The sequence below is a fragment of the Mycobacterium sp. IDUB_5 genome, assembly GCF_055419565.1.
This window is the reverse complement of the sequence record NZ_JBVAXX010000005.1, coordinates 75543-87244: the sequence shown is the minus strand read 5'-3', so window position 1 is coordinate 87244 and position 11702 is coordinate 75543. Positions and strand designations below refer to the sequence as shown.

Below are 11702 nucleotides of genomic sequence, written 5' to 3'. Positions count from 1 at the left end.
TAGCCCGTGTAAGGATGGAGGCGATGACCCGTCCCACGCGGCGCATGCTCACCTCGTTGTGGTCGGCGACCACCATGGTGCCGGTCAACAGCGGCGCCGCGGCCGCCTATAGCACACTGTTCGTGACGGTGCGCCGTCTCGTTCTGGGAAGGCGCCTGACAGTGCGTCTGGACGACGGCGATCTCACCCTGACCGTCACCCGATTCGATTCCCGGCTCGACGTGCACGGCCTTTCTGTCGGCCAGCTCACCGACGTCCGATTGGTGGCCTCCGACATCCGTTGGCAGGAAGGCATTCTCAACACCGCAACCGTGGTCTTGCACAACGTTCACCTCCGGCCCGGCGCACCGCCGACGCTGGTGGCCGCGCCGGTGGAGGTGACGTTGGAGGTGCCGGCGCCGATGGTCGACGACATGTTCGGCCGCGCCGCGCCGCGGTTGTCCGGCGACGTCGGTGACGACGGGGTGGCCCGCATCCGGTTCGCTCGCCGGCCGCGGTTCGGCCATGTCGAAGTCGATGTGAGTGTCGACGGTTCGACGCTGTGGCTGCAGGCCCACACGGTGGCGCTGGGCGCCCGGCGCTGGCGGCTGCCCGCGCGCACTCCCGCCTACCCGGTGCGGCTGCCCGAGCTGGCCCACGGCCTGACGCTGACCGGTGTCGAATTCGCACCCAAGGTGGTGCGGGTGACGGGAACGCTGCCCCAGTGGCGCACCGACTTGGACCGGAAACGCTTGGAGGACAGCATCACCGGACTCAGCGTCGGCATGGTGCTCAACCTGACCAGGGTCGGCAGGTCGCGTTAGAGTCTTCTGCCGTGGCCGGTCACATCGGGTACGCCCGCTTCGTCGCCCTCGGCGACAGCCAGACCGAGGGGCTGTGGGACGGCGACGACGCGACAGGCCTGCGGGGTTTCGCCGATCGCCTGGCCGAGCGGCTCGATGCGCTCTGCCCGGGTCTGCAGTACGCCAATCTCGCAGTGCGCGGTAACCAGATCCGCGACGTTGCCGACGTCCAGCTGCCCGCTGCGCTGGACATGAACGCAGATCTGGTCACCCTCTGCATCGGCATGAACGACATGACACGTCCCGGAACGGGTTTCGAGCGGGCACTGATCCAGCTGCGGGAGGTGCACCGCGCGCTGGCCGACTCCGGGGCGACGGTGGTGACGACGACGTTCCCCGACCTGGCCCGCATCCTGCCGATCGGGCGGGTGCTCGGCGCCAGGGTGCTGGCGATCAACGAGGTCATCCGTGCGGCGTCCGAGCGGCACGGCTTCGCGCTGGTCGACCTGTACGGAGCGCCGTCGATGACGCAGCCCGACACGTGGAGCGCGGACCGGGTGCACGGCTCCCCGCGCGGACACCACCTGTTCGCCGAGGCGGCCGCCGAAGCGCTCGGACTGCCGGGCAGCTCCCACGACTGGGCCACCGCGGACCCCACCGCCCCGCCGCCGTCGCTGCGCTCGCGGACCTACTCTCAACTGCTCTGGACGCGGAACATGCTGATGCCCTACCTGTGGAACCACCTGCGTGGCCGATCGCTGAGCGATACGCGCGGTCCCAGGCGTCCGGCGCTGGCTCAGCTGGTCGGCTGACCCTGGCTCAGATTCCCGGCTCAGATTCCCGGCTCAGATTCCCGTCCATGTCGTGTCGAGCTCGTTCGCGACGTCGATCACCTTGGCCTTCTGCGACTCCGGGCTGTCGATCTCGCCCGCGACGTGCGCGGCGATGAACCGCCGAATCTCGGCGTCCACGCCCCCGATGATGCGCACGACTTCTCCGCGCAGCGATTTCGAGGTCACATGGATCGCGATATCGGTGGCGCGCGGTTTCTCGACATCGATGATCAGCAGCAGCGGCTCGGCGGCGCGCGCCACGGCGCGCAGCGAGATCTCGCCGAACACCATGAACCTGGGCTTGTCGATCCGCAGGTCGACCACCATGTCGATCTCCAACGGAATGCGGATCGCGAACGTGATCTCCTCGGCCACCCGCCGGTTGACCCGCGGCGTCAGGATGCGCACCTTGGCGGTCACCTTGGCGAGCTTGCCCGGCCCCTGGGCGATCGGGCCCATTTCGAAAGCCTCGCCGGCGATCTGGCCGATCGCTTCGCCCACCCGCTCTTCGGTCACCGCGACCTCGAAGAACCGCCGGCCGAACTCTTCGTAGCTCATGTAGGTCGTCGGAGCGTCAGAGGTGGTGTTCATGGTCCTGCTACGTTCTCACGTCCACCGCGCCGGAGGCGACAACACCGCCGTTTCTCGGGCCTCAGGCGGTGTCGGTGAAGACCCGAAGCCGGGTCAACGCCGCGCGTTCGGCGCCGCGAGCGCGGTACTCCCCGATCACGACGGCCCGGCGGTCGACCGTGTGCACCCGGGCCGCGACGGACCGGCCGGAGCGGATCCGCTTGTCCCAGCGGCCGCCTGCGAGGAGCCGTGCGACGTCGGAGGCGGTGCGCGGCTCGTCGTCCCCGGTGGTGATCTCGACGCCGGCGGTGCGCCGCCGCAACCCCACTTCGTCACCGGCGCAGGCGTCGTCGAGACACCGCCCGAACGCTGTCCCGATCCCGCTGCCCACACCGCCGAACCCGCGCAGGAACCCCGCGCTGCCGCGCACACCCTGGTGGCTCACCATTGCGCGGCTCAAAGCCAGGCCGGCGGGTAACGCCTGGGTGCCGCCGCGGAGAAACCGGCGGATCATCGCGGGCAGTTCCCAGTAGGCGGACAGAGCGGCGATCCGCAGTCCAGCTGCGGTGTCCGACGTGTCGTAACGGATGTAGGCGGGGACCTGCATGGTCAGCGTCGGCGACATCCGGATCACCAGGGTGAGGTCGCGCAGCACCGTCGCGCCGGCGACAAGGTCCGCGTCGAGGTCGTAGGCGATGTCGCGCGGGCCGATGAAGGTGTCGTAGAAGTGTCCGATCGCGGCGCGGCCCCGGTGCGGCGAGGATCCGACCGGATCTTCGACCCTGCCGTCATCGGTGAACAACCCCAACCACCCGGCGCGGTCGTGCGCGCCTGCCGCGGCGAGGGAACGCTGGGCGGCCGACAGCACGTCGGCGCGCAGAGAGGCCATAGGCGTTGCCTACCACTCAGACCCCCGGGCAGTCGACTGTCCCGGCCGTCGCAGGCACACTGGATGCATCTGCTGTGCGCGCCACAGCCTGGCGAGGAGGACGACCATGAGCGGTAACGGACCTTTCGGCTTCGATCCGGAGGACTTCGACCGAGTGATCCGTGACGCCGGCGACGGCCTGCGTGACGCGTTGGGCAAGTTCATGACGACGTCGGGCGAACGTGCCGGCTGGTCGGTGCTGTTCGACGACCTGGCGCGCGGCGGCCGCCCGCGTCGGCCAGAGACGGCCGGTGAGACCGGCGACGGGGTGTGGGCGATCTTCACCGTCGACCCGTCCGGCGGGGCGCACATCGAGCAGGTGTTCCCGACGGAGTTGGACGCGCTGCGCGCCAACAAGGACAACACCGACCCGACCCGTCGGGTCCGCTTCCTTCCCTACGGCATCGCGGTCAGCGTGCTGGACGCCGCAAAGTCGGACACCGCGAATTCAGACACCGCGGAGTCGGACACCGCGAATTCAGACACCGAGGCCGGTGGCGACACCCCGCAATAAAGGGGCATCTTTCCCTCGTGTGACGCACAGCGCACCGGCGACGAAGTAGTTAGCGGCACCACACAGACTTGCTCTACTGTGTGTCCGGTGAGAAGTTATACCGGCTAAGTTACTATCGGCGGAATCGTACGAGGCCAGGGGTTACATTGCGCGGCACATGCCGGGGACAGATCGGGAGACACGGGTCGTGATGAAGGTTGCCAGAAAAGTGTGGCTGCCCCTGCTGATCGTGTTTGTCGTCGTCGTTGCCGGCCTGACAGTGTCCCGCATCCGGACCTTCTTCGGCTCCGAGGGCATCATCGAGACGCCACGTAATTTCGCCGACCTTCCCGAGCCGTTCGATCCCAAGGTGGTCCGGTACGAGATCACCGGCACCGGCAGCTACGCCGACATCAACTATCTGGATCTCGATGCAAAGCCGCAGCGCGTCGACAACGCTGCGCTGCCGTGGTCGCTGACGCTGTCGACCACCGAACCGTCCGCGGCCCCGAACATCGTCGCCCAGGGTGACGGCGGGTCGATCACGTGCCGGATCCTGGTCGACGACGAGCTCCGTGACGAGAAGACCACCGACGGGCTCAACGCCCAGACCTTCTGCTTCGTGAAGTCGGCATGAGCGCACCTGTCGACGGCGCTCCGACCGACGCCCACCCTCCTGCTCGTGCGCACCGGCCGCTCATCCCCCGCCTGATCCGCACGCTGGCGCTGCCGATCGTTCTCGGCTGGGTCGCGGTCATCATCATCTTGAACACCGTGGTGCCGCAGCTCGAGGAAGTCGGGCAGATGCGTGCGGTGTCCATGAGCCCCGACGACGCGCCGTCGCTGATCTCGATGAAGAAGGTCGGTCAGGCGTTCGAGGAGGGCGACTCCGACAGCTCGGTGATGATCGTCTTCGAGGGCGACAAGCCGTTGGGCGACGAGGCCCACGCCTGGTACGACCAGCTGGTCAAGAAGCTCGAGGCCGACACCACGCATGTGCAGTCGGTGCAGGACTTCTGGAGCGATCCGCTGACGGCGGCGGGTTCCACCAGCAATGACGGTAAGGCCGCCTACGTCCAGGTGAAGATCGCCGGCAACCAGGGTGAATCGCTGGCGAACGAGTCGGTCGAGGCGGTCCAGAAGATCGTCGAGACCGTGCCGCCGCCGCCGGGTGTGAAGGCTTATGTCACCGGGCCGGCCGCGCTGGCAGCCGATCAGCACATCGCGGGTGACCGCAGTATGCGGATGATCGAGGCGGCGACCTTCACCGTCATCATCATCATGTTGCTGTTGGTGTACCGCTCGATCGTCACGGTGCTGATCACGCTCGTGATGGTGGTGCTGTCGCTGGCGACCGCGCGCGGGCTGGTGGCCTTCCTCGGCTTCCACGACATCATCGGGCTCTCGACGTTCGCCACCAACCTGCTCGTCACGCTGGCGATAGCCGCGGCCACCGACTACGCGATCTTCCTGATAGGTCGCTATCAAGAGGCGCGCAGTGTCGGCGAAGACAAAGAGACCGCGTTCTACACGATGTTCCACGGCACCGCGCACGTCGTGCTCGGGTCGGGCCTGACGATCGCCGGCGCGACGTTCTGCCTCAGCTTCACCCGGCTTCCCTATTTCCAGACCCTCGGCGTACCGCTGGCCATCGGCATGGTCATCGTCGTGCTCGCCGGTGTCGTGCTCATGGTGGCGATCATCTCGCTGGCCACCCGCTTCGGCCTCCTCGAGCCCAAGCGCGCCATGCGGATTCGCGGTTGGCGCAAGATCGGCGCCGCGATCGTGCGGTGGCCCGGGCCGATCCTGGTGGGCGCCATCGCGCTGTCGCTCGTCGGGTTGCTGACGCTGCCCGGCTACCAGACCAACTACAACGACCGGAACTACCTGCCCGCCGATCTGCCGGCCAACGAGGGCTACGCCGCCGCCGACCGGCACTTCTCGCAGGCCCGGATGAACCCGGAATTGCTGATGATCGAAAGCGATCACGACATGCGCAATTCCGCGGACTTCCTGGTCATCGACAAGATCGCCAAGGCGCTGTTCCGGGTCGAGGGCATCGCCCGCGTGCAGGCCATCACCCGGCCCGACGGCAAGCCGATCAAGCACACGTCGATCCCGTTCCAGATGAGCATGCAGGGCACTACGCAGCGCCTGAACCAGAAGTACATGCAGGACCGGATGGGCGACATGCTGGATCAGGCCGCCGAGATGGACAAGACCATCGCCACGATGGAGAAGATGTCCACCCTGACCAAGCAGATGTCGGAAGTCACCCACTCGATGGTGACCAAGATGAAGGGGATGTACGTCGACATCGAGGCGCTGCGAGACAGCATCGCGAACTTCGACGACTTCTTCCGGCCGATCCGCAACTACTTCTACTGGGAACCGCACTGCTACAACATCCCGGTCTGCTGGGCGATTCGATCGGTGTTCGACACCCTCGACGGCATCAACGTGATGACCGACGACTTCAAAGAGATCATCCCGGAGATGGAGCGGCTCGACACGTTGATGCCGCAGATGGTCGCGTTGATGCCCGAGATGATCTCCACGATGAAGACGATGAAGACCATGATGCTGACGATGTACCAGTCGCAGAAGGGCATGCAGGACCAGATGGCGGCGCAGCAGGAGGATGCGGACGCCATGGGTGAGGCATTCGACAACTCCATGAACGACGACTCGTTCTATCTGCCCCCGGAGATCTTCGACAACAAGGACTTCCAGCGCGGGCTGGAGCAGTTCCTCTCCCCCGACGGCAAGTCGGTGCGGTTCATCATCGCCCACGAGGGTGATCCGCTGACGCCCGAGGGCATCGCGCGGATCGACAAGATCAAGAACGCCGCGAAGGAGGCGATCAAGGGCACCCCGCTGGAGGGCTCGAAGGTCTACCTCGGCGGTACCGCGGCCACCTTCAAGGACATGAAGGACGGCAACAACTACGACCTGTTGATCGCGGGTATCTCCGCGCTGGGCCTGATCTTCATCATCATGCTGATCCTCACCCGCGCCGTCGTCGCGTCAGCGGTGATCGTCGGCACGGTGGTGATCTCGCTGGGCGCCTCGTTCGGTCTGTCGGTGCTGTTCTGGCAGCACATACTGGGTCAGCCGCTGCACTGGATGGTGCTGGCGATGGCGGTGATCATCCTTCTCGCGGTCGGTGCGGACTACAACCTGCTGCTGGTGTCCCGCCTGAAGGAGGAGATCCACGCCGGCATCGGCACGGGCATCATCCGTGCGATGGGCGGCAGCGGTTCGGTCGTCACGGCCGCAGGGCTGGTGTTCGCGCTTACGATGATGTCGATGGCGGTCAGCGAGCTGACCATCATCGGGCAGGTCGGTACGACGATCGGGCTGGGGCTGCTGTTCGACACGTTGGTGATCCGAGCGTTCATGACGCCCGCGATCGCCGCGCTGATGGGCCCGTGGTTCTGGTGGCCGCAACGGGTGCGACGGCGTCCCGTTCCGGCGCCGTGGCCGAGACCCGGTGGCTTGCAAAGTGATCCGGCAGAAGGAGTGAGGGTATGAAGCGAGTTCTGATGGGGATCGCTGCGGCGGTGTTGACGGCGGGAGCGTTGGGTACCGCGGCGCCCGCGACGGCCGACCCGGACACCGATTTCGCCAACGAGCTACACGTCTACGGGATCTATGGGCAGAAGGACTACAACGCCTGGATCGGCAAGATCATGTGTAAGCGGCTCTACACCGGCGTGGACCCCGATGTGTTCGCCACGGCGCGCTTCATCCAGATGAACATGGAGAAGGGCACCACCACAGAGCAGACCTACCAGTTCATCGGTGCGGGTCTGCGCACGTACTGCCCGGAGAAGCTGCCCGTTCTCGACGCGGCCCGCTAACCGTGCCGTCGGCCGCTCGGAGACGGTTCAACGAGGCGGTCACCGGGTTCTGGAGTGTCGCGGCGCCGGTCTATGACACGGCCGTGGTGCAGCGGTGGGTGTACCGGCCGGCCCAGGACGAGATGATCGCGCTGCTGCAGGCTCGCGGCGCCCGGCAGATCGCCGATGTCGGTTGCGGCACAGGGATTCTCGCCGACCGGATCGCTCGTGAGGTGACGGGCGCCGAGGTCAGCGGAGTGGATCTGTCTGACGGCATGCTTGCCGAGGCCCAGCGGCGCTCGACAAAGGTGAACTGGCTGCGGGCGCCGGCCGAGCAGCTGCCGTTCGCCGACGGCAGCCTCGACGCGGTGGTGAGCACGTCGGCGTTCCACTGGTTCAATCAGCCTGCGGCACTGCGGGAGTTCCGTCGGGTGCTCTCGCCCGGTGGTGTCGCGGCGGTCGCGACGCTGAGTCCGCGCCGACTGGTGCCGGTCGAGATGCTGGCCGCGGTACGGCTGCCGGCGTATGAAGCGCCGGATCCGGCGGCGATGCGACGGCTGTTCACCGACGCCGGCTTCACCGTCGCCGATCAGCACCGCGTGCACCGCCCGCTGTGGACCCAGGTCCTCTCCGACCTCATCACCGTGGGCGAGTTGTCCCCAACGCCGATTTGATCCCCAGCTAGCTCGTCTGTCGGGCCGAATTGTCAGTGGCTGTTGGGAGATTGGGGTCATGTCTCCGAGCAGTTCGCTGGCAATCGATGAGCGGTTGTCGGTGCTGCATGAGGAGTTGGCGGAGCTGACGGGGCAGCGTAACGCGATCGATGCGCGGATCGTGGAGATCGCCGCGGAGATCGACCGCGATGAGTTGTGGGCGGCGGCCGGGGCGCGGTCGACGGCGGGCTGGGTGGCGTGGAAAGCGGGGGTGTCGCGGTCGCGGGGGCAGACGATCGCGGCGATTGCGGCCCGCTACGACGAATTCCCGCAGTGTGTCGAGGGTCTGGCACAGGGTCGGTTCTCCGTGGATCAGGTCGGGGTGATCGCCGAACACGGTCTTCCCGGCTCCGACGCCCATTTCGCGACCATGGCCCGATGCGCGACGGTGTCTCAGTTGCGGACCGCGTTGAAGATGCAACCCAAACCCATCCCGGAACCGCGGCCCGACGACGAGGCAGAGGATGAGGACGGCGTGCCCGTCGTCGATCCGGGGCCGCAGGTGTCGATCACCTCGACCTCCGATGAGCAGTACACCTATTGGCAGATCGCGCTGCCCCATGTCGAGGCCGCCGCGTTCGAGGCGGCGCTGGCCTCGCATCGCGATGCACTGATCACCGAGTGGACGGCCGCCGACCCCGACGGGCGGGCGGCGATGCCGACCACCGCGGCGGCGTTTCTGCGGCTGGTCGACGCGAGCTGGGACGCCGAGGCGGCGGCGCGTCCGCACGGGCAGCGCACCACCGTGGTGGTGCACGTCGACGCCGCCACCCGGGTGGCCGCGCTGCATCTGGGGCCGCTGCTAAGTGACGCCGATCGTCGGTACTTGTCCTGTGATGCGACGTGTGAGGCGTGGGTGCACCGCGACGGGCGGGTGATCGGGGCCGGGCGGACGACTCGCACGGTGAACCGGCGGCTGCGCCGCGCCGTGGAACATCGTGATCGCTGTTGTGTGATGCCCGGCTGCGGGGCCACCCGGGCGCTGCACGCTCACCACCTCGTGCACTGGGAAGACGGCGGACCCACCGAACTGTGGAATCTCGCGCTGGTCTGCCCGTATCACCTTCGGGCCCATCACCGCGGCCTGATCACGATCACCGGACCCGCCGACCACCTCGTCGTCACCGACGCCGCCGGCCACACCCTCACCTCAGCCTCCCTGGCCCGGCCACCCACCCAACCCCCACCGGACGTCGCACCCTGTTCCGGGCCCACCGGCGAACGCGCCAACTGGTGGTGGTACCAGCCCTACGAACCATGAACAGGCTGAGTCAGAGTCCGAACTGGTCCTCGACGATGCCGAGCCACACCGATGCCGCGTCGATCGCGACCTTCTCGCTGATGAACGCGTGCTGGGTGCCCGTGTAGATGTCGCGGAACGCGCGCTCGAGGCGGCTGCCCTCGCGAATCGCCGTCGTGCCCGCGGCCAGGTGCGCCCATTCGGCGCATTCGCGGGCGGTGTCGGTGGCGTGCACGGCGGCCACGCGCATGTCGGCCCGCATCGTAGGGGTGAGCTCATCGCCGGCGGCGACCGCAGCCTCCGCGGTGCCGAACGCGTCGAGGACCAGCAGTCGGGCCGCCCGCCACGCGGCGACGTGCCGGGCGAGCCCCTTCTGGAACGTCGGTCGCGTCGCGAGCGCGGCCATGTCGCTCATCCGGAACTTCGTGGCGGCCAGTTCGGCGACGTCGTCGAGCATGCTCTTGGCCACCCCCAGCGCCCAGGCGGCATGTCCGGCGGCGGTCACCGGCATCATGCCCATCCGCGTGGCGGGCGACGTCCCCCGTCGCGGTTCCCGGGTGAAGAGCGCGAACGTGCGGCCGTGCGGCACGAACACGTCGGTGATGGCGTAGTCATAGGAGCCGGTTGCCTTGAGCCCCTGCACATGCCAGCCGTCGGTGAACTCGACGTCGGCACGCGGCACGATCGCCACCCGCATGTCGGGCACGCCCTCGCTGATCCACTGCATCTCGCCGTCGACCATCGGCAGGAAACCCGCGGCGACGTACTCGGCGTGCCCGGTACCGGAACCGAAACTCCACGAGCCGGTGAGCCGGTATCCGCCGTCGACCGCGACGCCCTGGCCATTCGGGAAGAACTGCCCGCCCATCGTGACGTGGTTGTCGTTCGCGCTGAACACCTCCGCGAAACCGTCATCGGGCAGATACGTGGCGGCGGCGAACGACGATGGCAGATTCGCGATCCCGACCCAGCCAAAAGAACCGTCCTGCCAAGCCATTTCGATCCAGGTCTCGATCATCTGGGCAAACGACGGCTCTGCGCCACCTGCAGGCGCAGGGTTGAATGCCGACATCAGACCCGTCGACCACATTGCATCGACGACGCTGCGGCTCAGCGTGCGCTGGCGCTCCGACTCGGCAGCCTGCTCACGCACCAGTTCTCTCATGCCACGCGCCAACCCGACGAGGTCGTCACGTGCCATCTGCGGGACCGCTGTCACGGCCTCGACGGTAACGCGTCAGGGCACCGCGGTGAACACATTCACCGGAACTGTCATCTCCGGTTCGGGCAGCGCAGGCGTCTCGGCTTCAGGGCCGGGCAGCGGCGCGAGGAGCGGCTCCGCACCGGGCAGGTGCTGTTGAGCGGAGACAGGGAGATGCGGTTCGGCCGACGGAGCCGCCGCGTCGACGGCCGTCTGCGGGAGCGCTTCGATGGCCGGCGTCTCGGGGGTCGCAGTCGGCGCGGGGCCGGGTAGTGCGTCGGGTGGCGGGAGCGCGTCGACGGCCGGGACGGCTGCCGATGCGGCGAGAGCCGCGGGCGCCGGCGCAGCGACCGGAGCTGCAGCAACGGGCGCTGCGGCAGCAAGGGGCGCTGCCACATAGGCGGGAACGGCGGAATATGTCGGCGACGGGGCGGTGACGATCTTGCGCGCCGGCTCCGCAGCAGCGTCGACCGGCGCGGTGACACTGACCCATCCCGGGTCGGCGGCCGGCGCACTGGCCGCTGCCGGTGCGACGTCGGGCACCGATCCGGCGGTCAGGAAGACGACGCCGACGGCGGCCGCAGCAGCCACCCCCATCGCGGCGGCGAGCACCCGGGTGGGTCGCTTTCGACGCGCGACGACACGGGGCAGCGCCACGGTGATCGCCTCGGCGGGGTCGACGTCGGCCAGCGCCGCGCCGTAGGCCAGTGCCACCAGGGGTGGCATGTCGCTGTCGTCAGGATCGATGAGCACGCGGGTCGCGCATGCCAGCGGCACGGCGTCGACGGTCACGCCGAGTGTGCTCAGGTCGGTGCGCAACCGCCGCCCACACGCTTCGGCGTCGGGGGTCCACACCAGGCGCAGCCGATCGACGTCGAGCCCGCATGCCCGAGCCAGGCCGTGGCCGCCGCGGGCGGCGAGGCGGGCGATGTCGGTGTCGACATCGGTGCCCGCATCGAACTCCAATGAGTCGTGGTCGACGACAGTGCGGTCGGCTTCGTTCACCAGCGCCCAGGTCACCTCGGTGCTGGTCAACGACAACCCCAGAACTGCGCCCACGGCATCTCCTTCGGGTGTCGAAGCCGGTGTCTGTGGTTCAT

Annotated in this window: 12 protein-coding genes; 8 read left to right on the top strand and 4 right to left on the bottom strand. The window is 67.9% G+C overall.

Annotated features, from left to right (window positions below; translation table 11 throughout):
• Window positions 1-23: 23 nt before the first annotated feature.
• Together ACZY1G_RS17090 and ACZY1G_RS17085 are read left to right on the top strand one after the other, a co-directional pair.
• Window positions 24-803 carry a hypothetical protein gene (locus ACZY1G_RS17090; protein ID WP_463823063.1) on the top strand — a complete coding sequence of 260 codons (780 nt, stop codon included), beginning with the start codon at window positions 24-26 and terminating at the stop codon, window positions 801-803.
• Window positions 804-814: 11 nt separating this feature from the next.
• The gene (locus ACZY1G_RS17085) at window positions 815-1594 is read left to right on the top strand and encodes an SGNH/GDSL hydrolase family protein (RefSeq protein WP_463823062.1); all 780 of its coding nucleotides are present in this window, start codon (window positions 815-817) and stop codon (window positions 1592-1594) included.
• Between the two features lie 33 nt (window positions 1595-1627).
• On the opposite strand, the gene ACZY1G_RS17080 is transcribed toward ACZY1G_RS17085, so the two are convergent.
• The gene (locus ACZY1G_RS17080; protein WP_463815985.1) at window positions 1628-2206 is read right to left on the bottom strand and encodes a hypothetical protein; all 579 of its coding nucleotides are present in this window, start codon (window positions 2204-2206) and stop codon (window positions 1628-1630) included.
• Window positions 2207-2267: 61 nt separating this feature from the next.
• Window positions 2268-3074, bottom strand: coding sequence for a nuclear transport factor 2 family protein (locus tag ACZY1G_RS17075; RefSeq protein ID WP_463823061.1), 807 nt, complete (start codon window positions 3072-3074; stop codon window positions 2268-2270).
• Window positions 3075-3180: 106 nt separating this feature from the next.
• Between ACZY1G_RS17075 and ACZY1G_RS17070 the strand changes: the two genes are divergently transcribed.
• The 6 genes from ACZY1G_RS17070 to ACZY1G_RS17045 all read left to right on the top strand — a co-directional run bounded on the left by ACZY1G_RS17070 (window position 3181) and on the right by ACZY1G_RS17045 (window position 9422).
• Window positions 3181-3627, top strand: coding sequence for a hypothetical protein (locus ACZY1G_RS17070; RefSeq protein ID WP_463815983.1), 447 nt, complete (start codon window positions 3181-3183; stop codon window positions 3625-3627).
• Window positions 3628-3817: 190 nt separating this feature from the next.
• On the top strand, window positions 3818-4243 hold the full coding sequence (locus ACZY1G_RS17065; RefSeq protein WP_463816497.1) for an MmpS family transport accessory protein: 426 nt from the start codon (window positions 3818-3820) through the stop codon (window positions 4241-4243).
• On the top strand, window positions 4240-7140 hold the full coding sequence (locus ACZY1G_RS17060) for an MMPL/RND family transporter (RefSeq protein ID WP_463815982.1): 2901 nt from the start codon (window positions 4240-4242) through the stop codon (window positions 7138-7140). Before ACZY1G_RS17065 ends, ACZY1G_RS17060 begins: the two co-directional genes overlap by 4 nt.
• Window positions 7137-7469 carry a DUF732 domain-containing protein gene (locus ACZY1G_RS17055; RefSeq protein ID WP_463815981.1) on the top strand — a complete coding sequence of 111 codons (333 nt, stop codon included), beginning with the start codon at window positions 7137-7139 and terminating at the stop codon, window positions 7467-7469. The genes ACZY1G_RS17060 and ACZY1G_RS17055 overlap by 4 nt, the downstream gene beginning before the upstream one ends.
• A gap of 2 nt (window positions 7470-7471) precedes the next feature.
• Window positions 7472-8122: a class I SAM-dependent methyltransferase gene (locus tag ACZY1G_RS17050; RefSeq protein ID WP_463815980.1), complete on the top strand. Its 651-nt coding sequence runs from the start codon at window positions 7472-7474 to the stop codon at window positions 8120-8122.
• Window positions 8123-8180: 58 nt separating this feature from the next.
• Window positions 8181-9422 carry an HNH endonuclease signature motif containing protein gene (locus ACZY1G_RS17045; protein ID WP_463815979.1) on the top strand — a complete coding sequence of 414 codons (1242 nt, stop codon included), beginning with the start codon at window positions 8181-8183 and terminating at the stop codon, window positions 9420-9422.
• A gap of 10 nt (window positions 9423-9432) precedes the next feature.
• On the opposite strand, the gene ACZY1G_RS17040 is transcribed toward ACZY1G_RS17045, so the two are convergent.
• Both ACZY1G_RS17040 and ACZY1G_RS17035 read right to left on the bottom strand, forming a co-directional pair.
• Complete coding sequence (locus ACZY1G_RS17040; protein ID WP_463816496.1) at window positions 9433-10602, bottom strand: acyl-CoA dehydrogenase family protein; 1170 nt, start codon at window positions 10600-10602, stop codon at window positions 9433-9435.
• Between the two features lie 36 nt (window positions 10603-10638).
• Complete coding sequence (locus ACZY1G_RS17035; protein WP_463823060.1) at window positions 10639-11661, bottom strand: hypothetical protein; 1023 nt, start codon at window positions 11659-11661, stop codon at window positions 10639-10641.
• Window positions 11662-11702 lie beyond the last annotated feature (41 nt).

Bases quoted from the DNA above. Each gene is read 5' to 3' on its own strand.
- ACZY1G_RS17065 (WP_463816497.1), top strand. From the start codon at position 3,818: ATGAAGGTTGCCAGAAAAGTGTGGCTGCCCCTGCTGATCGTGTTTGTC.
- ACZY1G_RS17055 (WP_463815981.1), top strand. From the start codon at position 7,137: ATGAAGCGAGTTCTGATGGGGATCGCTGCGGCGGTGTTGACGGCGGGA.
- ACZY1G_RS17070 (WP_463815983.1), top strand. From the start codon at position 3,181: ATGAGCGGTAACGGACCTTTCGGCTTCGATCCGGAGGACTTCGACCGA.
- ACZY1G_RS17040 (WP_463816496.1), bottom strand. From the start codon at position 10,602: ATGGCACGTGACGACCTCGTCGGGTTGGCGCGTGGCATGAGAGAACTG.
- ACZY1G_RS17045 (WP_463815979.1), top strand. From the start codon at position 8,181: ATGTCTCCGAGCAGTTCGCTGGCAATCGATGAGCGGTTGTCGGTGCTG.
- ACZY1G_RS17075 (WP_463823061.1), bottom strand. From the start codon at position 3,074: ATGGCCTCTCTGCGCGCCGACGTGCTGTCGGCCGCCCAGCGTTCCCTC.
- ACZY1G_RS17060 (WP_463815982.1), top strand. From the start codon at position 4,240: ATGAGCGCACCTGTCGACGGCGCTCCGACCGACGCCCACCCTCCTGCT.
- ACZY1G_RS17090 (WP_463823063.1), top strand. From the start codon at position 24: ATGACCCGTCCCACGCGGCGCATGCTCACCTCGTTGTGGTCGGCGACC.
- ACZY1G_RS17080 (WP_463815985.1), bottom strand. From the start codon at position 2,206: ATGAACACCACCTCTGACGCTCCGACGACCTACATGAGCTACGAAGAG.